This is a genomic window from Pseudomonas sp. 9.2(2024), assembly GCF_039695385.1.
GTDB classification, from domain to species: Bacteria; Pseudomonadota; Gammaproteobacteria; order Pseudomonadales; family Pseudomonadaceae; genus Aquipseudomonas; species Aquipseudomonas paraglycinae.
In genome coordinates this window covers 4,915,650-4,936,053 of record NZ_CP155585.1, presented here as the reverse complement: position 1 = coordinate 4,936,053, position 20,404 = coordinate 4,915,650, and the positions used below count along the sequence as shown (strand labels likewise).

General features: G+C 59.6%; 18 protein-coding genes, 5 tRNA genes and 1 riboswitch. Of the genes, 17 read left to right on the top strand and 6 right to left on the bottom strand.

Features of this window, described 5'->3' with window-relative positions:
* The first annotated feature begins 19 nt into the window (after positions 1-19).
* The 5 genes from astA (at position 20) to astE (ending at position 5,327) form a co-directional block, all read left to right on the top strand.
* Positions 20-1,045 (top strand): arginine N-succinyltransferase, encoded by a 1,026-nt coding sequence (gene astA, locus ABFB52_RS22215; RefSeq protein WP_064598805.1) that lies wholly within the window; start codon positions 20-22, stop codon positions 1,043-1,045.
* Entirely contained in the window at positions 1,042-2,511 is a 1,470-nt protein-coding gene (gene astD / locus ABFB52_RS22210; protein ID WP_165369570.1) for a succinylglutamate-semialdehyde dehydrogenase, read from the top strand. The genes astA and astD overlap by 4 nt, the downstream gene beginning before the upstream one ends.
* A gap of 93 nt (positions 2,512-2,604) precedes the next feature.
* Positions 2,605-3,951, top strand: a complete 1,347-nt coding sequence (astB, locus tag ABFB52_RS22205; RefSeq protein ID WP_129974032.1) for an N-succinylarginine dihydrolase — start codon at positions 2,605-2,607, stop codon at positions 3,949-3,951.
* A 62-nt stretch (positions 3,952-4,013) separates the two neighbouring features.
* Positions 4,014-4,304, top strand: coding sequence for a hypothetical protein (locus tag ABFB52_RS22200; RefSeq protein ID WP_064598799.1), 291 nt, complete (start codon positions 4,014-4,016; stop codon positions 4,302-4,304).
* A 12-nt stretch (positions 4,305-4,316) separates the two neighbouring features.
* The gene (astE, locus tag ABFB52_RS22195) at positions 4,317-5,327 is read left to right on the top strand and encodes a succinylglutamate desuccinylase (RefSeq protein ID WP_007951052.1); all 1,011 of its coding nucleotides are present in this window, start codon (positions 4,317-4,319) and stop codon (positions 5,325-5,327) included.
* Positions 5,328-5,372: 45 nt separating this feature from the next.
* Here astE and ABFB52_RS22190 read toward each other — a convergent pair whose 3' ends face one another.
* The gene (locus ABFB52_RS22190; protein WP_011335530.1) at positions 5,373-5,882 is read right to left on the bottom strand and encodes a 6,7-dimethyl-8-ribityllumazine synthase; all 510 of its coding nucleotides are present in this window, start codon (positions 5,880-5,882) and stop codon (positions 5,373-5,375) included.
* Positions 5,883-5,984: 102 nt separating this feature from the next.
* Positions 5,985-6,156: riboswitch (FMN riboswitch) on the bottom strand.
* A gap of 198 nt (positions 6,157-6,354) precedes the next feature.
* Between ABFB52_RS22190 and ltaE the strand changes: the two genes are divergently transcribed.
* From ltaE to ABFB52_RS22150, 8 genes are all read left to right on the top strand, one after another.
* A complete protein-coding gene (gene ltaE / locus ABFB52_RS22185) occupies positions 6,355-7,359 on the top strand; it encodes a low-specificity L-threonine aldolase (protein WP_085745127.1) in 1,005 nt (334 codons plus the stop codon).
* Between the two features lie 146 nt (positions 7,360-7,505).
* On the top strand, positions 7,506-10,130 hold the full coding sequence (gene alaS, locus ABFB52_RS22180; protein WP_129974031.1) for an alanine--tRNA ligase: 2,625 nt from the start codon (positions 7,506-7,508) through the stop codon (positions 10,128-10,130).
* A 90-nt stretch (positions 10,131-10,220) separates the two neighbouring features.
* The gene (locus tag ABFB52_RS22175; protein WP_007951048.1) at positions 10,221-11,462 is read left to right on the top strand and encodes an aspartate kinase; all 1,242 of its coding nucleotides are present in this window, start codon (positions 10,221-10,223) and stop codon (positions 11,460-11,462) included.
* 186 nt (positions 11,463-11,648) lie between these two features.
* On the top strand, positions 11,649-11,837 hold the full coding sequence (csrA, locus tag ABFB52_RS22170) for a carbon storage regulator CsrA (protein WP_002554426.1): 189 nt from the start codon (positions 11,649-11,651) through the stop codon (positions 11,835-11,837).
* Positions 11,838-11,899: 62 nt separating this feature from the next.
* Positions 11,900-11,990, top strand: a tRNA-Ser gene (locus ABFB52_RS22165).
* 107 nt (positions 11,991-12,097) lie between these two features.
* Positions 12,098-12,174 (top strand) — tRNA-Arg (locus tag ABFB52_RS22160).
* A gap of 72 nt (positions 12,175-12,246) precedes the next feature.
* Positions 12,247-12,323, top strand: a tRNA-Arg gene (locus tag ABFB52_RS22155).
* Positions 12,324-12,395: 72 nt separating this feature from the next.
* Positions 12,396-12,472 (top strand) — tRNA-Arg (locus ABFB52_RS22150).
* A gap of 19 nt (positions 12,473-12,491) precedes the next feature.
* On the opposite strand, the gene ABFB52_RS22145 is transcribed toward ABFB52_RS22150, so the two are convergent.
* Positions 12,492-13,010 (bottom strand): cell envelope protein SmpA, encoded by a 519-nt coding sequence (locus ABFB52_RS22145; RefSeq protein ID WP_085745125.1) that lies wholly within the window; start codon positions 13,008-13,010, stop codon positions 12,492-12,494.
* A 320-nt stretch (positions 13,011-13,330) separates the two neighbouring features.
* Here ABFB52_RS22145 and mgtE point away from each other — a divergent pair, with 320 nt between their 5' ends.
* Positions 13,331-14,773, top strand: coding sequence for a magnesium transporter (gene mgtE / locus ABFB52_RS22140; RefSeq protein WP_007960287.1), 1,443 nt, complete (start codon positions 13,331-13,333; stop codon positions 14,771-14,773).
* A 115-nt stretch (positions 14,774-14,888) separates the two neighbouring features.
* On the opposite strand, the gene ABFB52_RS22135 is transcribed toward mgtE, so the two are convergent.
* Positions 14,889-15,215 carry an Arc family DNA-binding protein gene (locus ABFB52_RS22135; protein ID WP_003178899.1) on the bottom strand — a complete coding sequence of 109 codons (327 nt, stop codon included), beginning with the start codon at positions 15,213-15,215 and terminating at the stop codon, positions 14,889-14,891.
* A 389-nt stretch (positions 15,216-15,604) separates the two neighbouring features.
* On the opposite strand from ABFB52_RS22135, the gene phnN reads away from it, so the two are divergent.
* Positions 15,605-16,174 carry a phosphonate metabolism protein/1,5-bisphosphokinase (PRPP-forming) PhnN gene (phnN, locus tag ABFB52_RS22130; RefSeq protein ID WP_129974105.1) on the top strand — a complete coding sequence of 190 codons (570 nt, stop codon included), beginning with the start codon at positions 15,605-15,607 and terminating at the stop codon, positions 16,172-16,174.
* On the opposite strand, the gene ABFB52_RS22125 is transcribed toward phnN, so the two are convergent.
* On the bottom strand, positions 16,149-16,328 hold the full coding sequence (locus ABFB52_RS22125; protein WP_085745123.1) for a PA3371 family protein: 180 nt from the start codon (positions 16,326-16,328) through the stop codon (positions 16,149-16,151). The two genes, phnN and ABFB52_RS22125, sit on opposite strands and share 26 nt — an antisense overlap.
* 20 nt (positions 16,329-16,348) lie before the next feature.
* Complete coding sequence (locus ABFB52_RS22120) at positions 16,349-16,576, bottom strand: hypothetical protein (protein ID WP_129974104.1); 228 nt, start codon at positions 16,574-16,576, stop codon at positions 16,349-16,351.
* A gap of 284 nt (positions 16,577-16,860) precedes the next feature.
* Between ABFB52_RS22120 and ABFB52_RS22115 the strand changes: the two genes are divergently transcribed.
* Positions 16,861-16,937: transfer RNA gene (locus ABFB52_RS22115), tRNA-Arg, on the top strand.
* 56 nt (positions 16,938-16,993) lie between these two features.
* Here ABFB52_RS22115 and ABFB52_RS22110 read toward each other — a convergent pair.
* Positions 16,994-18,634, bottom strand: coding sequence for a methyl-accepting chemotaxis protein (locus tag ABFB52_RS22110; RefSeq protein ID WP_039772090.1), 1,641 nt, complete (start codon positions 18,632-18,634; stop codon positions 16,994-16,996).
* A gap of 367 nt (positions 18,635-19,001) precedes the next feature.
* On the opposite strand from ABFB52_RS22110, the gene ABFB52_RS22105 reads away from it, so the two are divergent.
* Positions 19,002-20,402, top strand: coding sequence for a cytochrome c (locus ABFB52_RS22105; RefSeq protein ID WP_085745120.1), 1,401 nt, complete (start codon positions 19,002-19,004; stop codon positions 20,400-20,402).
* The last annotated feature ends 2 nt before the right edge of the window (positions 20,403-20,404 follow it).

Sequence of the window (20,404 nt, the reverse complement as noted above, 5' to 3'; positions counted from 1 at the left end):
GCCCGTTTGAGGAGATAGCATGATTGTTCGTCCCGTACGCAGCAGCGATTTGTCCGCTCTGATCGACCTGGCCCGCAGCACCGGCACCGGCCTGACCACCTTGCCGGCCAACGAAGAGCGCCTGACCCACCGGGTCGGCTGGGCCGAGAAGACCTTTCGCGGTGAAGCCGGCCGTGGCGACGCGGACTACCTGTTCGTGCTCGAAGACGACAACGGTCGCGTGGTGGGGATTTCCGCCATCGCCGGCGCCGTCGGTCTGCGCGAGCCTTGGTACAACTTCCGTGTCGGCCTGACCGTCAGCGCCTCGCAGGAACTGAACATCTATCGCGAGATCCCGACGCTGTTCCTGGCCAACGACCTGACCGGCAACTCCGAGCTGTGCTCGCTGTTCCTGCACGCTGACTACCGCACCGGCCTCAACGGCCGCATGCTGTCCAAGGCGCGGATGCTGTTCATCGCCGAATTCCCGCAACTGTTCGGCAACAAGATCATCGCCGAGATGCGCGGCGTGTCGGATGACGCTGGCCGTTCGCCGTTCTGGGAAAGCCTGGGCCGTCACTTCTTCAAGATGGAATTCAGCCAGGCCGATTACCTGACCGGTGTCGGCAACAAGGCGTTCATTGCCGAACTGATGCCGAAATTCCCGCTGTACACCTGCTTCCTGTCGCCGGACGCGCGCAACGTCATCGGCCAGGTGCACCCGGACACCGAGCCGGCGCTGGCGATGCTCAAGAGCGAAGGTTTCAGTTATCAGGGTTACGTCGACATCTTCGATGCCGGCCCGGCCATCGAGTGCGAGACCAGCAAGATCCGCGCGGTGCGTGACAGCGAAGCGCTGGTGCTGGCCATCGGCACGCCGGGCGACGACGCCACGCCGTTCATCATCCATAACCGCAAACGCGAAGACTGCCGCATCACGGCGGCGCCGGCCCGTCTGGCCGCCGGCACGCTGGTGGTCGATCCGCTGACCGCCAAACGTCTTCAACTCAACGCTGGCGATCAGGTTCGCGCCGTGGCGTTGTCCGCTGCCCGGGAGTCGAAATAATGAATTCGCTATACATCGCAGGTGAGTGGCTGGCCGGTCAGGGCGAGGCCTTTCAATCGCTGAACCCGGTAACCCAGCAAGTGCTGTGGTCGGGGGAGGGCGCTACCGCCGCTCAGGTCGAGTCGGCCGTGCAGGCTGCGCGTCAGGCGTTCCCGGGCTGGGCCCGGCGTACCCTGGAAGATCGCATCAGCGTGCTCGAAGCGTTCGCCACTGCACTGAAAAATCACGCCGACGAACTGGCCCGCACCATCGGTGAGGAAACCGGCAAACCGCTGTGGGAAGCCGCGACCGAAGTCACCAGCATGGTCAACAAGATTGCGATCTCGGTGCAGAGCTACCGCGAACGTACCGGCGAGAAGAGCGGCCCGCTGGGCGACGCCACCGCCGTGTTGCGCCACAAGCCCCACGGCGTGGTCGCGGTGTTCGGCCCTTACAACTTCCCTGGCCATTTGCCGAACGGCCACATCGTGCCGGCGCTGCTGGCCGGTAACAGCGTGCTGTTCAAGCCAAGCGAGCTGACCCCGAAAGTCGCCGAGCTGACGGTCAAGTGCTGGATCGAAGCCGGTCTGCCGGCCGGCGTGCTGAACCTGCTGCAAGGCGCCCGCGAAACCGGGATCGCTCTGGCGGCGAACCCGGGCATCGACGGTCTGTTCTTCACCGGTTCAAGCCGTACTGGCAATCACCTGCACCAGCAGTTCGCCGGTCGCCCGGACAAGATCCTCGCGCTGGAAATGGGTGGTAACAACCCGCTGGTGGTCGATCAGGTCGCCGACCTCGACGCCGCGGTGTACACGATCATTCAGTCGGCGTTCATTTCTGCCGGTCAGCGTTGCACCTGCGCCCGTCGTCTGCTGGTGCCGGAAGGCGCGTGGGGCGACAGCCTGCTCAAGCGTCTGGTGGAAGTCAGCTCGACCATAGAGGTCGGCGCGTTCGATCAGCAGCCGGCACCGTTCATGGGCTCGGTGGTTTCCCTTGGTGCGGCGAAAGCGTTGATGGATGCCCAGGCGCATCTGCTGGCCAATGGCGCGGTGTCGTTGCTGGCGATGACGCAGCCGCAGGCCCAGTCGGCGCTGCTGACCCCAGGCATCGTGGATGTGACGGCGGTTGCCGATCGCTCCGACGAAGAACTGTTCGGCCCGTTGCTGCAAGTGATCCGCTACGCCGATTTCGCGGCGGCGATTGCCGAAGCCAACGACACAGCATTTGGTCTGGCCGCAGGTCTGCTGTCGGATTCCGAAGAGCGCTACCAGCAGTTCTGGCTGGAAAGCCGTGCCGGGATCGTCAACTGGAACAAGCAGCTGACCGGTGCTGCGAGCAGCGCACCGTTCGGCGGTGTCGGCGCCTCGGGCAACCACCGCGCCAGTGCCTACTACGCGGCGGATTACTGCGCGTACCCGGTGGCCTCGCTGGAAACTCCAAGTCTGATGTTGCCGGCGGCCCTGACGCCTGGCGTGAAGATGGCGTGATGCTAATCGCCAGCCTGCTGGCGATGGCCGCGCCGCGGTCTCAAAGAATAGTTACTGAAGCCTATAACAACAGATTCTCGTGGAGCCTCGCTGATGAAATCCTATGAAGTCAATTTTGACGGTCTAGTGGGGCCGACCCATAACTACGGTGGTCTGTCCTACGGCAACGTTGCGTCCCAGAGCAACAGCCAGCAGTCTTCGAACCCGAAGGAAGCGGCGCTGCAAGGCCTGGCGAAAATGAAAGCGCTGATGGAAATGGGCTTTCAGCAGGGCGTTCTCGCACCGCAAGAGCGTCCGGATGTGGCTGCCTTGCGCCGTCTGGGTTTCAGCGGCACCGACGCTCAGGTGATCGAGCGTGCCGCCAAAGAAGCGATGCCGCTGCTGGTCGCCAGTTGCTCGGCGTCGAGCATGTGGGTGGCCAACGCCGCCACGGTCAGCCCGAGTGCCGACACCGCTGACGGTCGCGTGCACTTCACCGCCGCCAACCTGAACTGCAAATACCACCGCAGCATTGAGCACCCGACCACCAGTCGCGTGCTGGGCGCGATGTTCGCCAATCAGCAGCACTTCGCGCACCACGCCGCATTGCCGGCGGTGGCGCAGTTCGGTGACGAAGGCGCAGCCAACCACACGCGTTTCTGCCGTGAGTACGGCGAGGCCGGTGTCGAGTTCTTCGTGTTCGGTCGCAGTGCGTTCGACACCCGCTACCCGGCGCCGCAGAAATACCCGGCGCGTCAGACCCTCGAAGCGTCGCAAGCGGTCGCTCGTTTGCACGGTCTGCGTGACGACGGCGTGGTCTACGCGCAACAGAATCCTGCGGTGATCGATCAGGGCGTGTTCCACAACGACGTGATCGCGGTGGGCAACGGCGAGGTGCTGTTCTATCACGAGGACGCGTTCCTCGACACCGATCAGATGCTGGCTGAGCTGCAAGCCAAACTGGCCAAGGTCGGCGGCAAGTTCCAGTCGGTCTGTGTGCCGCGTTCGGCGGTCACCGTGGACGACGCCGTGCGTTCCTACCTTTTCAACAGCCAGCTGCTGTCGCGTCCTGACGGTTCGATGCTGCTGATCGTGCCGGAAGAGTGCCGTGGCAACGAGCGCGTGTGGAATTACCTGCAAGGCCTGACCAGCTCCGGCGGCCTGATCCGCGAAGTAAAAGTCTTCGATCTCAAGCAAAGCATGCAGAACGGCGGTGGCCCGGCGTGCCTGCGACTGCGCGTCGCGCTCAACGAAACCGAGCTGGCGGCCGTCAACCCAGGGGTTATCATGACCGCCCCGTTGTACGGTTCGTTGACCGAATGGGTTGAAAAGCACTATCGCGACCGCCTGACCGAAAGTGATCTGGCGGATCCGCAATTGCTGCTTGAATGCCGGACGGCACTGGATGAACTGACGCAAATCCTTAAACTGGGCGCGGTTTATCCATTCCAGATCAATTGATGGCCGGCGCGCCGCCTGAGCGTGGCGCGCGGCTTGTCTCCCCAACAGAGCGTAAAAAAGACATGAGCGATTCCCTGCGGCTGATCCTTGAAGACACCGACGGCAAGCAACTGGAAACTTCCTGCACCCGCGTCGCGGTCATGTGGCAAGGCAAAGAGCTGTGGATCCAGCAGGACGGCCGCGGCCAACTGTTGATCGGCGTGGACGTCGAAGAGGGCGACGAAGAGTACGCCAACCTGCTGTTGCGCCCATTGGCGACTAATCTGGTAAGTCTGCAACTGGAGATGGAACCGGCTGACCTCGGCGACGATGACGGTCACGTGCACGGCCCGGATTGCAATCACGACCACTAAGGAAACCGCTCTATGCTCGCCCTCGGCAAACTGCTTGAACTGACCCTCGCCGGCCGCGAACCGGCGGAGAAGACTCAACTGACTGTCGAAGGCGTGCGCATGCGCTGGTTGAGCGAGGGGGCGCTGGAAGTCCGGCCACCCGAAGCGCGCGACAATGGCCTGGATCTGCTGCTGTCGGCAGGTATCCACGGCAATGAAACGGCACCGATCGAATTGCTCGACCGGTTGCTGCATGACATCGCCCGCGGCGATCTGAAGCCGCGCGCACGCATTCTGTTCCTGTTCGGCAACCCGGAAGCGATTCGCAAGGGCGAACGTTTCGTCGAGCAGGACGTCAATCGGCTGTTCAACGGCCGTCACGAACAAAGCAGCGGTTCCGAAGCCCTGCGCGCCTGCGAGCTGGAACGTCTGGCGGCAAGCTTCTTCAGCCTTCCTGACCGTCAGCGCCTGCACTACGACCTGCACACCGCAATTCGCGGTTCGAAAATCGAGCAGTTCGCCTTGTATCCGTGGAAGGAAGGTCGCCAGCATTCCCGTCTTGAGCTGGCCCGCCTGCGCGCGGCCGGCATGGAGGCGGTGCTGTTGCAGAACAAGCCGTCGATCGTGTTCAGCTCCTACACCTACGACAAGCTGGGGGCCGAGTCCTTCACGCTGGAGCTGGGCAAGGCGCGGCCGTTCGGGCAGAACGCCGGGGTCAATGTGTCACTGCTGGAAACCCGCCTGAAGCAGATCATCGAAGGCACTGAGCCGGAAATGGCAGAGCAGGGCCTGGACGGTCTGCAACTGTTCAGCGTGGCACGGGAAATCATCAAGCACAGCGATGCGTTCCGCCTGAACCTGCCGGCGGACATCGAAAACTTTTCGGAACTGGATGTGGGTTATGTGCTGGCCGAAGACCTGGCCAATACCCGCTGGATCATCGAAGAGCAGGGCGCGCGGATCATCTTCCCCAACCCCAAGGTCAAGAACGGCCTGCGGGCGGGCATTCTGATCGTGCCGACCACTGACGAAAATCTTGCCTGAAACTGAATCTCCCCCGCGCAGCGCGCGGGGGAGATCGTTATTGCATCAGACCGCTACAGCACGCGGCTCGGTGCGGCGCAACGCACGCACTTTCTGCAACGTATCGGCGCAGGTCTTCGCCGCTTCCTGACCCTTGTGCACGAAATGCTCGAAGAAAAACTTCTGGTGTTCTTCGCCGGCATGGAAGTGGTGCGGGGTCAGCGATACCGAGAACACCGGCACTTCGGTTTCCAACTGAACCTGCATCAGGCCGCTGACCACGGACTGGGCGACGAATTCGTGCCGGTAAATTCCGCCGTCCACCACCAGGGCGGCCGCGACGATACCGGCATAACGACCGGTCTTGGCCAACAGCTTGGCGTGCAGAGGCATTTCAAAGGCGCCGCCGACTTCGAAGAAATCGATGTCCGATTCCTGATAACCCTGAGCGATCATTTCGGCGAGGAAGCCTTTACGGCTCTGGTCGACGATTTCCTTGTGCCAGCAGGCCTGGATGAACGCGACGCGCTCGCCGTGGGTGTGTTTGCTTTTGCTGTCGATAGCGGTGGGTTGCATGTTCTGACTCCTGTTTGTGTGAAAAACAGGGCGTTATGAATCGAAAGGGATTCAAGGGTACGCACGCTCGCGCGAACACGGCGGACGGCCCTTTGGCGTCAATCCCGTTCTCTCTTCATCCGGACTATGACCGTCGGCCCCGGAATCACACCGGGTCTGCTGACCTTGCCGCCGCTCACGGTTTTTGCCGTGCCTGACACCAAGCGCTCGCGGGCTATGCGCATTGCGCGCAATTACCGCCGGTGGGGAATTGCACCCCGCCCTGAGAACGTTTCGCCGCCCTTTATCGGGCGGCGCAGCGTTTTTAACACAGATTGCCGGGCTGTGCATTGCGCCTTTGTGATGATTGCCATCGGATTTTTCGAAGCACAGGAAACGACTTTTCCTTGCGCGAGGGTTGATTAATCCGCGCCGTGCCCGCAGTAATTCACCTTCGTAAAGAGATTTCCCCTGCTGACTTGAGGCCAGGTTCATGAGCGTTATCGATCTTCGCAGCGACACCGTCACTCAACCGACCCCCGCCATGCTCGATGCGATGACCCGCGCCGACACCGGCGATGACGTGTATGGCGAAGATCCGACGGTCAATCGTCTGGAAGCCGAACTGGCAAAACGGCTGGGTTTCGCCGCCGCGCTGTTCGTCCCGACCGGCACCATGAGCAACCTGCTGGGCCTGATGGCACACTGCGAGCGCGGTGACGAATACATCGTCGGTCAGCAGGCGCACACCTATAAGTACGAGGGCGGCGGCGCAGCGGTACTCGGTTCGATTCAACCACAGCCGCTGGAAGTGCAGGCCGACGGCTCGCTGGACCTGGATCAGGTGGCCGCGGCGATCAAGCCCGACGATTTCCACTTCGCCCGTACGCGCCTGCTGGCGCTGGAAAACACCATGCAGGGCAAAGTGTTGCCGCTGGACTATCTGGCCCGGGCCCGCCAGTTCACTCGGGACAACGGCCTGCAACTGCATCTGGACGGCGCGCGGCTGTACAACGCGGCGGTCAAGCTCGGGGTCGATGCTCGGGAAATCACCCAATATTTCGATTCGGTCTCGGTGTGCCTGTCCAAAGGCCTCGGCGCGCCTGTGGGGTCGGTGCTGTGCGGTTCGTCGGCGTTGATTGCAAAGGCCCGGCGCCTGCGCAAAATGGTCGGTGGCGGCATGCGTCAGGCTGGATTGCTGGCGGCGGCCGGGCTGTACGCGCTGGATCACAACGTCGAGCGTCTGGCGGATGACCATGCCAACGCCCAGTATCTGGCTGAAGGCCTGCGCGAGGCCGGTTTCAGCGTCGAGCCGGTGCAGACCAACATGGTTTACGTGCAGATGGGCGACCGTGCCGAGGCGATCAAGGCTTTCGCTGCCGAGCGCGGGATCAAATTGAGCGCTGCCGCCCGCCTGCGGATGGTCACGCACATGGACGTCAATCGCTCGCAAATCGAGCAAGTGATCGCGACATTCGTCGAGTTTTCGCGCAAGTGACAGCGTTAGCCACCCAATTGACCGTTTCTATCGTATAAACACGCTGTACCCCGCGCGCAGGGCCGATATAATGCGGCCCTTTGCCGTCGTTTCGTCTGTTGACGTTTCGTACAGGCCTTTGGCCGCAGCCTCCGTGGAAGAACCTAATGAAAAGCGCAGAAATCCGTGAAGCCTTCCTTCGCTTCTTCGAAGAGCAAGGCCACACCCGTGTAGCCTCCAGCTCTTTGATTCCGGGCAACGACCCAACCCTGCTGTTCACCAACGCGGGGATGAACCAGTTCAAGGACTGCTTCCTGGGCCAGGAAAAGCGCGCGTACACCCGCGCCGTCTCCAGCCAGAAATGCGTGCGCGCCGGCGGCAAGCACAACGACCTGGAAAACGTCGGTTACACCGCCCGTCACCACACCTTCTTCGAAATGCTGGGTAACTTCAGCTTCGGCGACTACTTCAAGCGTGATGCCATCACCTACGCCTGGAACTTCCTGACCTCCGAGAAGTGGCTGAACCTGCCGAAGGAAAAACTGTGGGTCACCGTCTACGCCAGCGATGACGAGGCCTACGACATCTGGACCAAGGAAGTCGGTGTGCCGGCCGAGCGCATGGTGCGCATCGGCGACAACAAGGGCGCGCCATACGCCTCCGACAACTTCTGGACCATGGGCGATACCGGCCCGTGCGGTCCTTGCACCGAGATTTTCTACGATCACGGCGCCGACATCTGGGGCGGCCCACCGGGCTCGCCAGAAGAAGACGGCGACCGTTACATCGAAATCTGGAACAACGTATTCATGCAGTTCAACCGCACCGCCGATGGCGTGTTGCACCCGCTGCCAGCCCCGTCGGTGGACACCGGCATGGGTCTTGAGCGGATCAGTGCCGTGCTGCAGCACGTTCACTCGAACTATGAAATCGACCTGTTCCAGAGCCTGCTGGCCGCATCGGCCAAGGCCATCGGCTGCACCAACGACGCTCAGGCGTCGCTGAAAGTCGTGGCTGACCACATTCGTTCCTGCGGCTTCCTGATTGCCGACGGCGTGTTGCCGTCCAACGAAGGTCGCGGTTACGTACTGCGCCGGATCATCCGTCGCGCTTGCCGTCACGGCAACAAGCTGGGCGCCAAGGGCAGCTTCTTCTATCAGATCGTTGCCGCACTCGTGGCCGAGATGGGCGAAGCGTTCCCGGAGCTGAAATCCCAGCAGGCGCACATCGAGCGCGTACTGAAAGCCGAAGAAGAGCAGTTCGCCAAGACCCTGGAGCAGGGCCTGAAAATCCTCGAGCAGGATCTGGCCGAGCTCAAAGGCGACGTGGTTCCAGGCGACGTGGTGTTCAAACTCTACGACACCTACGGTTTCCCGATGGACCTGACCGCGGACATCGCCCGCGAGCGCAGCCTGACCATCGACGAAGCCGGTTTCGAGCGTGAAATGGAAGCCCAGCGCGTCCGTGCACGTTCCGCCAGCTCGTTCGGTCTGGACTACAACAGCCTGGTCAAGGTTGACGTCGATACCGAGTTCACCGGTTATCACGCCACCAGCGGTTCGGCGAAAGTCGTTGCTCTCTATAAAGATGGCCAGTCCGTGGACGTCTTGAGTGAAGGGCAGGAAGGCGTTGTGGTGCTGAACCAGACCCCGTTCTACGCCGAATCCGGTGGCCAGGTCGGCGATTGCGGTTACCTGCAGGCCGGCAACAGCCGTTTCGACGTGCGCGACACCACCAAGACCGGCGGCGCGTTCCTGCACCACGGCGTACTGGCGTCGGGCAGCCTGATCGTTGGCGCACCGGTGGAAACCCACGTCGAAGCTGACGTGCGTCACGCCACTTCGCTGAACCACTCGGCCACTCACCTGCTGCACGCTGCGTTGCGCAAAGTGCTGGGCGACCACGTTCAACAGAAAGGTTCTTTGGTCGACAGTCAGCGCCTGCGTTTCGACTTCAGCCACTTCGAAGCGATCAAGCCTGAGCAGATCAAGGCGCTGGAAGACATCGTCAACGCCGAGATTCGCAAGAACTCCGCCGTTGAAACCGAAGAAACCGACATCGAAACCGCCAAGCAGAAGGGCGCGATGGCGCTGTTTGGCGAGAAGTACGGCGACAACGTGCGCGTGCTGAGCATGGGCGGTGATTTCTCCGTCGAACTGTGCGGCGGTATCCACGCCAACCGTACCGGCGACATCGGCCTGCTGAAAATCATCAGCGAAGGCGGTGTGGCATCGGGTGTGCGTCGTATTGAAGCGGTCACCGGCGCTGCGGCGCTGGCTTACTTGAACGCTGCTGAAGAACAACTCAAGGAAGCGGCCAGCCTGGTCAAGGGCAGCCGCGACAACCTGATCGACAAGCTGTCGGCTGTGCTGGAGCGCAACCGTGCGCTTGAGAAGCAGCTCGAGCAGTTGCAGGCCAAGGCCGCTGCTGCCGCTGGCGACGATCTGTCGGCTTCGGCCGTGGACGTCAAGGGCGTGAAAGTGCTGGCCGTGCGTCTGGATGGTCAGGACGGCAAGGCGCTGCTGGCGCTGGTCGATCAGCTGAAAAACAAACTCGGCCGCGCAGTGATCCTGCTCGGCAGTGTCCATGAGGAAAAGGTCGTACTGGTTGCAGGCGTAACCAAGGACCTGACTGGCCAACTCAAAGCCGGTGATTTGATGAAACAGGCTGCTGCGGCAGTGGGCGGGAAGGGCGGTGGTCGTCCGGACATGGCGCAGGGCGGCGGTGTCGACGCCGGCGCACTGGATGGCGCACTGGCGCTGACCGTTCCATTCGTCGAGCAGGGTTTATAAGACGGCCCGTCGGGCCCGCAGTCTAGTGGCGGGCCCGACGGCTGTTTGAGTGATTATTGGGCGCCCTTCATGGGCAGAGGCGGCTTTGAAATGGCTTTGATCGTACAGAAATTTGGAGGCACCTCGGTCGGCACTGTCGAGAGAATCGAGCAGGTCGCCGACAAGGTTAAGAAATTCCGCGATGCCGGCGATGACCTGGTGGTTGTGCTGTCTGCAATGAGCGGCGAAACCAACCGTCTGATCGATCTGGCCAAGCAAATCAGTGGCGAAGATCAACCGGTTCCGCGTGAACTGGACGTGATCGTTTCCACCGGTGAGCAGGTGACGATCGCCCTGTTGGCCATGGCGCTGATCAAGCGCGGTGTGCCGGCGGTGTCGTACACCGGCAACCAGGTGCGGATCCTGACGGACAGTGCGCACAATAAAGCGCGTATCTTGCAGATTGATGACCAGAAGATTCGCGGTGACCTGAAAGCCGGCCGCGTGGTTGTGGTCGCCGGTTTCCAGGGCGTCGACGAGCACGGCAACATCACGACCCTGGGGCGTGGCGGTTCCGACACCACCGGTGTGGCGCTGGCCGCTGCACTGAAGGCTGACGAATGCCAGATCTACACCGACGTTGATGGGGTCTACACCACTGACCCGCGCGTGGTATCGGTTGCTCAGCGTCTGGACAAGATCACCTTCGAAGAGATGCTGGAAATGGCCAGCCTCGGTTCCAAGGTGCTGCAGATCCGCGCGGTGGAGTTCGCCGGCAAGTACAACGTTCCGCTGCGCGTACTGCACAGCTTCAAGGAGGGTCCGGGCACCCTCATTACTATTGATGAAGAGGAAACCATGGAACAGCCGATCATTTCCGGCATCGCTTTCAACCGCGATGAAGCCAAGCTGACCATCCGTGGCGTGCCAGACACCCCGGGCGTGGCGTTCAAGATTCTCGGCCCGATCAGTGCCGCGAACATCGAAGTCGACATGATCGTGCAGAACGTCGCGCACGATAACACCACCGACTTCACCTTCACCGTGCACCGCAACGACTACCAGTCTGCGCAAACCGTGCTGGAAAACACCGCTCGCGAGATCGGTGCCCGTGAAGTGGTTGGCGACACCAAGATTGCCAAGGTCTCGATCGTCGGCGTCGGCATGCGTTCCCACGCAGGCGTGGCCAGCCGCATGTTTGAATCCCTGGCAAAAGAAAGCATCAACATCCAGATGATCTCGACCTCGGAAATCAAGGTTTCCGTAGTGATCGAAGAGAAGTACCTGGAACTGGCCGTGCGCGCCCTGCACACGGCTTTCGAACTCGACGCTCCGGCCCGTCAGGGCGAGTGATGCGTTGTCTGAAGGGCGCGGTCTGACCGCGCCCTTTATTTTTTGAATGGCGTGGGCCCTGAACTGTTCTTTTGCTCGCGCTGGTCAATACTCAGGCATGTAGGGCTACGATCGCTCCGGTTGTAGGTCGGGTGCCTTTTTTTTGCAGACTGTTGTCCCTGAAATGATTCGCGTGAGGAGAAAGGTATGCTGATTCTGACTCGTCGGTGCGCAGAAAGCCTGATTATCGGTGATGGCGAAATCACCGTGACCGTGCTCGGCGTTAAAGGAAATCAAGTGCGTATCGGCGTCAACGCCCCGAAAGAGGTGGCCGTGCACCGTGAAGAAATCTATCTGCGTATAAAGAAAGAGAAGGACGAAGAACCAAGCCATTAATTTTTATCGATTTTTATGTTTGCAAACGGGGAAGAAGGTGGTTAATATACGCCCCGTGTTGCGGAGAGCTGGCCGAGTGGCCGAAGGCGCTCCCCTGCTAAGGGAGTACACCTCAAAAGGGTGTCGGGGGTTCGAATCCCCCGTTCTCCGCCATTATTTGCTTAGTACGTTGTAATCTGGCTTTTTCTGTAAGTTATTGAAATTTATAGAAAAAGTGGTTGGAATAGAGATTAGACGGGCTATAATGCGGCGCAACAAATGCACTCGTAGCTCAGCTGGATAGAGTACTCGGCTACGAACCGAGCGGTCACAGGTTCGAATCCTGTCGAGTGCACCATTTAAGAGTCAATTGCAGCGATGCAGATGACTCGGTTTCAACCAGTTGTGATCTGGTCTAAAAACACAAAATGCACTCGTAGCTCAGCTGGATAGAGTACTCGGCTACGAACCGAGCGGTCACAGGTTCGAATCCTGTCGAGTGCACCATTTAAGAGTCAATTGCAGCAATGCGGATGACTTGGTTACAGCCAGTTGTGGTCTGGTCTAAAAACACAAATTGCACTCGTAGCTCAGCTGGATAGAGTACTCGGCTACGAACCGAGCGGTCACAGGTTCGAATCCTGTCGAGTGCACCATATACCGAAAAGCCCGCGTTTAACGCGGGCTTTTTGCTGTCCGGGATTTGGCTTTTCCCGTCACGCATCCTTTCTCATCAAAATCGATTTGAGCACTGCGGCCTCGCTTGAGGTCGTAACGATAACTCGTTGCCGAATTTCGGATGCTCACCTTGTCGGGTTTGCCCAAGGCGCTTTCAACATCCTGTTGGCTCATGCCGGCGATGATTCGTTGATTGATGATCGCCTCGCGTTTCTGTCGCGCGTCGATCAGATCTCCACATTTGTCTTGGGTGCGCCCGACGACGGCCATTTCTCGCTTTCTGATATTCATACCGGATATTTCTTCGTGCCGGGCTTCGGGTATCAGGGTGACTGTGGAGCCAGGCGAGTAGGGGCGAACTTCCTGCAATGAAAGGTGCTCATCGTTCGCGCAGCTCAGCGTGGTGAACGTGACGTGACCATCTGAAGCTTCGCAACGATGAAGTGTCGTTGCGCTCCCGATGGCGGGCAGGCAGAGCAGGGTGGTCAGCATGAATCGGGATGTTTTCGATGGCATTCGGCGTCCTCCATGACGATTGTTCTCAAGCGTAGCCGGCAGTTTTTTCACCGCCGGTGTGTTTTCTTTTCAGGATGCGTCGTCGCAGTGTGAAGGATCAGGACAGTGCTCAGCTTTGTCTCGCAAGCGCTTGTTTCAGCCACTATTTTTTAACGTTTAAAACCGTCAGGCGGTGTATCATTGCGCCCGTCAGCCCCGCCGGGGCTTATGGAAAACCTCCATGGACTTACCCAGTAGTTATTCAGTAACCCGTTTCACCAATCATGAATTGACTGATTGATCCTTCCGGCGTGCCCCGCTGCTGGGAGTGGAGTTCGCCTATGTCCGAAATCGAAGTAAAGAAAACACAGGAAAGCCTGCAGGATCGCCTGGCTCAGGTCGTCGAGCTGCTGCAGCGCCAGCGGGTCGTCGAAGACCTGACTCATCGCCAGGAAGGCCCGCATCATGACCGGGTCGAGAACCTGGTCCACCGGCAAAACCTCGTCGAATTGCAACGCAAGCTCGACGATCTGCACTCCGCCGACGTCGCCTACATTCTTGAAGCCCTGCCGCTGGACGATCGTCTGACGCTCTGGCAACTGGTCAAGGCCGATCGCGACGGCGACATTCTTCTCGAAGTATCCGATTCCGTCCGTGAAACCCTGATCGCCGACATGGACGATCATGAGCTCCTGGCTGCGGCCAAGGACATGGATGCCGACGAACTTGCTGACCTGGCCTCCGAGCTGCCGCGAGACGTCGTCCATGAGCTGATGGAGACTCTGGACCAGCAGCAACGCGAGCGTGTGCGTTCGGCCCTCTCCTACGACGAGGAGCAGGTCGGCGCGCTGATGGACTTCGAGATGGTGACCATCCGTGAGGATGTCAGTCTCGAAGTGGTTCTGCGTTACCTGCGTCGCCTCAAAGAATTGCCGGGCCATACCGACAAACTGTTCGTGGTCGACTACGACGGCGTGCTCAAGGGCGTGCTGCCGATCAAGCGTTTGCTGGTGAATGACCCGGAGAAACAGGTTTCCGAGGTCATGGCCAGTGACCCGGTGAGTTTTCACCCGGACGAGGACGCCTATGACGCCGCTCAGGCGTTCGAACGTTACGACTTGATCTCGGCCCCCGTGGTCGACAAGAACGGCAAGCTGATCGGCCGTCTGACCATCGACGAGATGGTCGACCTGATTCGTGAGGAGAGCGAAAGCGAAGTCCTCAACATGGCGGGTCTGCGTGAAGAGGAAGATATTTTCGCCTCCGTCTGGAAGTCCCTGCGCAACCGTTGGGCGTGGCTGGCGATCAACCTGATCACCGCATTCGTCGCATCGCGGGTGATCGGCCTGTTCGAAGGTTCGATCGAGAAGCTGGTGGCCCTGGCGGCGCTGATGCCGATCGTGGCGGGCATTGGCGGCAACTCCGGCAACCAGACGATTACCATGATCGTTCGCGCCATGGCGCTCGATCAGGTCAGCACCGGCAACACCTCGCGCCTGATGCGCAAAGAGTTGGCCGTGGCGTTGATTAACGGCCTGGTCTGGGGCGGTGTGATCGGTGTGGTCGCTTACTTGCTCTACGGCAGCTGGTCGTTGGGCGTGGTGATGACGGCTGCCATGACGTTGAACCTGTTGCTGGCAGCATTGATGGGGGTGTTGATCCCGATGACGCTGGCCAAGATGGGTCGCGATCCGGCGATGGGCGCCAGTGTGATGATCACGGCCATGACCGACAGTGGCGGATTCTTCATCTTCCTGGGGCTGGCGACGATTTTCCTGCTCTGACCGACTGCATAAAAAACAGCCCGCCAATTGGCGGGCTTTTTTTCGCCTGTAAGTAGCCCGAATCGCAGGCAAAAAAAAGCCAGCATTCATGCTGGCTTGAGATGTTCGGTTTGACTCAGGATGCGTCTGCGGCCATTTCGGCGTCGTGGGCGATCAGAGAAACCAGCGCGTTCTGCTGGCGATGGGAGAGTTGGCGGAAGCGTTGCAGCAACTCGCGTTCGTGCAGCGACAGCTCCGGGCTGTCCAGGCGCATGCTCAGCTCTTCGCCCAGTGCACCTTCCTGAATAAGACTCTGCTCAAGGCGCGCAATGATCTCGGAGTTCATGCTGCGATGATGATTGCGAGCCACCTCGGCAATGCGTTCACGCATTCCGTCTGGCAGACGTACGACGAACTTGTCAGCCGTACGGCTGGAATAAATTGCCTGTTTCAATGGGCGCATATATTTAACCGGTTAGTTCAGGGGAGCGGTTCTCGGGATTGGCCGCAGGATGAGTGGTAGGACAAGCATCCGCGCCAAATGGTTCAACCTGAATTGTTAAGAGGCGCGCATCATGCCTCAAAATTGCCAGATCATTGGCGTCAATTCTGTGACAAATATTGATCCGGGTAAAGGCGTAATGCCAGCACCAATTATCAGAAATGCGGACTGGTTTGAAAAGAAAGCATCGGCCCGTATCGCTGACCGCGTCCTGAAACATGTCGACTGATGCCCGAAGGCGTCAGAACGTGCATGCTATGCGGGTTGAATCGTTGTTCCTTACCTTGTACAGGATAGTGGCAAATGGCCGATTTACTAGGGGCAAATGCCCGCCGGAGGGCGTTTTCAGGATGGATGGCAGGCTGATTTACCTCATGGGACCTTCCGGCTCCGGCAAGGACAGTCTGATCGAGGCTGCGCGTGAACCTTTACGGGCGTTGGACTGCGAAATCATCAGGCGCGTGATCACCCGTTCGGCCGAATCCATGGGCGAGGATGCGATCGGCGTGACGCCCCAGGAGTTCCAGCAACGTCAGCGTGCAGGCAAGTTCACGCTGTGGTGGGAGGCCAACGGCCTTTCCTACGGGATTCCTGCGGAGATGGATCAGTGGTTGAAAAACGGTAAGCACGTCCTAGTGAACGGCTCTCGGGCGAACCTTCGGCAAGCGCTGGAACACTACCCGACGCTAGTGCCGGTGTTGCTCACGGTTCGGGATGATGTCCTGCGTGAGCGCCTGCACCGGCGTGGCCGGGAGACGCTTGAGCAGATCGATGCGAGGCTGGCCCGTAACACGCTGTTCAAGGACAGGCGTTCAACCGACAGCCCTGTGCACCTGATCGACAACTCGGGCGACCTGGCCGATGCCGTCAATCATTTGCTGGAGCTGGTCAGGTTCAGCGCAATACCGGATCAAACTTGATCTTGCGCCCGGCCACCAGCGCCAATACGAACAGCGCCGAAAAGACGCCGCAACCGATCAGGGGCAGGGATATTTCGGTTTGCTCGAACAGCGAAAAATGCCCGAGGCCACTCAATAAGGCGAGGATCAGAAATCCTGCAGCTGACTTGGACATGCTGTACTCCTGAGGATATTTCAAAAAACCAGACGTTCAGTCGAATGCGCCGGCAACGCCTGTTCAGATTCGCTGACCGCTTGCGGGGCGAAGCTCTGATCGCTCAACACCGCCCATTGCGGCGCCTTGTGCACTTGCAGGTAATGCGGCATGCGCCCGGCCACTTTCTCGTCGTCCTCGGGGACGAAGTGAAAGCCCACCAGGACGGCCAGTGCGATTGCGTTTGCGAACACGAGGGCGCTGTTCATGAGACGAGTCTCCGATTGTTCTTGTATAAGAATCGGTAAAGCAGCCGTCGTGCCAATAGTCTAACCGCTGTTAAATCCTTTAAAAACAAGCATTTAGCAGGGTTTTTCGAAGTGCACGCATTGCATTCTGCAATGATGGCTTTTTGCGGTGATGCAAATTGCACGGTAAAACGTCCGGCACCCTTGCAAGGCGCCTGCCTACACTTAAAAAGCCCTGCGGACGACATGACAAATCAGGGCCCGGCCGTTAACATGCACGCCGTCTGTCGCACCGACAGATTTGTGTCCCAGTAGCTCAATTGGATAGAGCATCCCCCTCCTAAGGGGAAGGTTGGCAGTTCGAACCTGCCCTGGGACACCATCTATTGAAAAAGCCCCGCGCAGAGTGATCTGGCGGGGCTTTTTGTTTTCAGGAATTTATAAGCGAAAGCGACTGACCAGAGTGTTGAACGACGCCGCCAAGTTGGACAGTTCCTGGGTCGAGGCGCTGGTCTGATGTGCGCCTGCCGCTGTCTGGGTGGAAAGATCCTGAATGTTGACCAGATTTCGGTCCACTTCACGAGCAACGTGTGCCTGTTCTTCCGAGGCTGTGGCGATGACGAGGTTGCGATCATTGATCTGCGAGATGCCGTCGGCAATCAGCTCCAATGCCTGGCCGGTCGCTTGCGCCAGTGACTGGGTTTCGCTGACCAGCGCCTGGCTTTTCCCCATGGCGCCGACGGCTTCGTCTGCACTGTTGCGAACGTCGTTGATCATGCCTTCGATTTCCCCCGTCGAAGCCTGGGTTCTTGCCGCCAGGGCTCGTACCTCGTCGGCGACCACGGCAAAACCTCGACCTTGCTCACCCGCGCGTGCAGCCTCGATGGCGGCGTTAAGCGCCAGCAGATTGGTTTGCTCGGCAATCCCCCGGATGACATCCAGAACCTTGCCGATGTCCCGTACTTTCTCTGCCAGGTCCTTGACCATGGTGGTGGAGGTGGCGATTTCCGTGGTTGCATGGTTGATCGCGGCAACGGCGTTTCGCGCTTGATCGCGTCCATTGCTGGCTTCCCGGCTGGTGGTCTGGGAGGCCTCGGAGGTGGATACCGCATTGCGCGCAACTTCCTCCACGGCGGAGGTCATTTCCGTGACAGCCGTCGCTGCCTGCTGGATCTCGTCGTTCTGACGAATCAGTCCGCGGCTTCCATTGTCAGTGACGGCGGTGAGTTCTTCGGCAGCGGAAGCCAGTTGATCTGCCGCGCTGGCGATCTGCTGAATAGTGCTTTTCAGACTGCCCTGCATCTCGGCCAGGGCCGTGAGCAACTGACCGGCCTCGTCGCGGCCGGTGCTGACGATGTTTTGAGTCAAGTCGCCCCCAGCGATGCTTCGGGCGCTTTCAACGGCTTTGGAGATGGGGCGGCTGATCAGTCGGCTGATGAACAGGCCAAGCAAAATCGCCGCGACAAAGGCCAGCACGATGCCGATGTACAGCGAGGTCTTGGCGGAGGACTCCGTCAGAACCGATCGCTTCGCGGCTTCGCTGACCTGCATGTCGTTGGAGTTGGTCATGATGGTCAATTCGTCCATGACGACGCGGTAGTTTTTCTGCAGATCGCCGAGCAGCAGTTCGCGGCCATTTTCCAGGTCGCCTGCCTTCATCAGGGTCAGATACCTTTGCACGATCGCCTGGTAAACGGGCCAGGCCTTCTCCATCCGGTCACCGGCTGCACGTTCGTCGTCGGCAAGCTCGGTTTTCCGGTATTCGGCAAAGGCTTTTTCGCTCGCCAACTGGTTGGCGCTCATCGAGGCGAGGAATTCGTCTTTGGTGCTCTGTGGCAGGTTGGCGGCAGTGGCGACGTAAAGCCGATACATGTCACGGGTCTGTCCGACAGCCTTGATTTTGGTCTGCGCGATGTTGGCGACGGCGACGAGGTTGTTGCCGAACACCGATCTGAGGCTTGTCGAGAGTTCGGTCACTCCCCGGCTTCCCAGCAGGCCTACCCCCAGGGTGATGAAGGCGCACGCCGCGAAGGCCGTGATCAATTTCGTGGAAAGTCTTGCGTCATTCAACCAACTCATAAGGGGCATCCTGCTGACATGTGGGGGCGGGTCAATATCGAGCGCAGCTCGTAAGCAAATGGCTAGTCGTCGTACATCTTTCGGCTGCGGAGTCCACAACTGTAGGGTTACCAGTTGTTTCTTATTTAAATATATTCTGCATTAAACACCCTTGTAACCAGCGTTTTAGAGCATTCAGCACATACATACAAAAGATGGCACTTGGCCTTTTCTATTTATTGCAAAGTGTTACATTGTATGGAATATTCCAATAAATACGTACGACATCGTACCTCTTCGTCCTTGTCGCTCAAGATGACGAGGACGCTGTGTTCGTGATTTCCAGAACCGTGAAAAAAAAAGAACGAAGCAGCCTAGGGTAGGACTCATGTCGCGTCGCATTGATAAAGGGAAACGCAGGGGGTACGCCTCTGCCGGATTGGTTACGCTGCTGATCGCCATAGCTGGCGCCGCGTACGGCGAGGCGCTCGACAGCACCGCGTCGGTGGGCAAGCGTCTAGCGGTAGCCGCTGACTGTGTGGCTTGTCATACGGCGCCAGGCGGCAGGGCTTTTGCGGGCGGCTATCCGCTCGGTTCACCGATGGGCACGATCTACTCGACCAACATCACGCCTTCGAAAACGGCGGGTATCGGCAATTACACGTCAGAGCAATTCGCCCGTGCGGTGCGTGACGGGGTGGCGGCCGATGGCACTCGGCTTTACCCGGCGATGCCCTACACCTCCTATTCGAAGATGACCGACAGCGACATTGCTGCGCTCTACGACTACTTCATGCATGAAGTGGCGCCGGTCGATACGCTGAACCAGAAAACCGCTCTGGATTTCCCGTTCAATATCCGCGCGTCGATGATTGGCTGGAACGCGCTGTTCCACAGCAAAACACGCTTCACGCCGGATCCGGCCAAGTCCGCCGAGGTCAATCGCGGCGACTATCTGGTCAACGGCCTGGCTCACTGCGATACCTGCCACACACCGCGCAATGTCCTGATGGCGGCCGACAGCGCAAAACCGTTGGCCGGCGGATCACTGGGCAGTTGGTATGCCCCCAATATCACTTCCGACAAAGTCAGCGGCATCGGTGCCTGGTCGAGCGACGAGATCGTGGCCTATCTGCGTACCGGTCACGTCGAGGGCAAGGCCCAGGCGGCGGGGCCGATGGCCGAGGCGGTGGAGAACAGTCTGCAGCATTTGAGCGATGTGGATCTCAAAGCCATTGCGGCCTATCTGCTGCAGACGGCGCCGATCAACAGTGGGGAAACCAAAGCCCGCCACGAGTACGGTCAGGCCTCGGTCGATGAATTGACGCTGCGCGGAGGCAAACCGGGGGACAACCCGGGCTGGCAGATATTCAGTGGCACTTGCGCCAACTGCCATCAGCCGAACGGTCAGGGCACGCGGGAATACCCATCACTGTTTCATAACACTGCCACCAGTCGCAGCGACAACCTGATCGCGGCCATCGTGTACGGCGTGCATCGTGAAGTCGACGGTGTGGCCATCGACATGCCGGGTTTCGGCCCTGACGCGCTGTTCACCGACCGCCTGAACGACCAGCAGATTGCCGACGTCAGCAACTACGTGCTGTCGCGCTACGGCAATGCCGACACGATTGTCACCGCCGCCGATGTGGCGCAGGTACGGGACGGTGGTCCCAAGGCACCGCTGGCAGTAATGGCGAAGTTTACGACCCCGGTCATCATTCTCGTGTGCGTGTTGATGGGCCTGGGCGCATGGGCCTTGATTGCACGTCGGCGCAAGGAGGCCTGAGC

Bases quoted from the DNA above. Each gene is read 5' to 3' on its own strand.
- ABFB52_RS22125 (WP_085745123.1), bottom strand. From the start codon at position 16,328: ATGTCCAAGTCAGCTGCAGGATTTCTGATCCTCGCCTTATTGAGTGGC.
- ABFB52_RS22105 (WP_085745120.1), top strand. From the start codon at position 19,002: ATGTCGCGTCGCATTGATAAAGGGAAACGCAGGGGGTACGCCTCTGCC.
- astB (WP_129974032.1), top strand. From the start codon at position 2,605: ATGAAATCCTATGAAGTCAATTTTGACGGTCTAGTGGGGCCGACCCAT.
- alaS (WP_129974031.1), top strand. From the start codon at position 7,506: ATGAAAAGCGCAGAAATCCGTGAAGCCTTCCTTCGCTTCTTCGAAGAG.
- ABFB52_RS22120 (WP_129974104.1), bottom strand. From the start codon at position 16,576: ATGAACAGCGCCCTCGTGTTCGCAAACGCAATCGCACTGGCCGTCCTG.
- ABFB52_RS22175 (WP_007951048.1), top strand. From the start codon at position 10,221: ATGGCTTTGATCGTACAGAAATTTGGAGGCACCTCGGTCGGCACTGTC.
- mgtE (WP_007960287.1), top strand. From the start codon at position 13,331: ATGTCCGAAATCGAAGTAAAGAAAACACAGGAAAGCCTGCAGGATCGC.
- ABFB52_RS22190 (WP_011335530.1), bottom strand. From the start codon at position 5,882: ATGCAACCCACCGCTATCGACAGCAAAAGCAAACACACCCACGGCGAG.
- ABFB52_RS22110 (WP_039772090.1), bottom strand. From the start codon at position 18,634: ATGAGTTGGTTGAATGACGCAAGACTTTCCACGAAATTGATCACGGCC.
- ltaE (WP_085745127.1), top strand. From the start codon at position 6,355: ATGAGCGTTATCGATCTTCGCAGCGACACCGTCACTCAACCGACCCCC.
- phnN (WP_129974105.1), top strand. From the start codon at position 15,605: ATGGATGGCAGGCTGATTTACCTCATGGGACCTTCCGGCTCCGGCAAG.
- astA (WP_064598805.1), top strand. From the start codon at position 20: ATGATTGTTCGTCCCGTACGCAGCAGCGATTTGTCCGCTCTGATCGAC.
- csrA (WP_002554426.1), top strand. From the start codon at position 11,649: ATGCTGATTCTGACTCGTCGGTGCGCAGAAAGCCTGATTATCGGTGAT.
- ABFB52_RS22135 (WP_003178899.1), bottom strand. From the start codon at position 15,215: ATGCGCCCATTGAAACAGGCAATTTATTCCAGCCGTACGGCTGACAAG.
- astE (WP_007951052.1), top strand. From the start codon at position 4,317: ATGCTCGCCCTCGGCAAACTGCTTGAACTGACCCTCGCCGGCCGCGAA.
- ABFB52_RS22200 (WP_064598799.1), top strand. From the start codon at position 4,014: ATGAGCGATTCCCTGCGGCTGATCCTTGAAGACACCGACGGCAAGCAA.
- ABFB52_RS22145 (WP_085745125.1), bottom strand. From the start codon at position 13,010: ATGCCATCGAAAACATCCCGATTCATGCTGACCACCCTGCTCTGCCTG.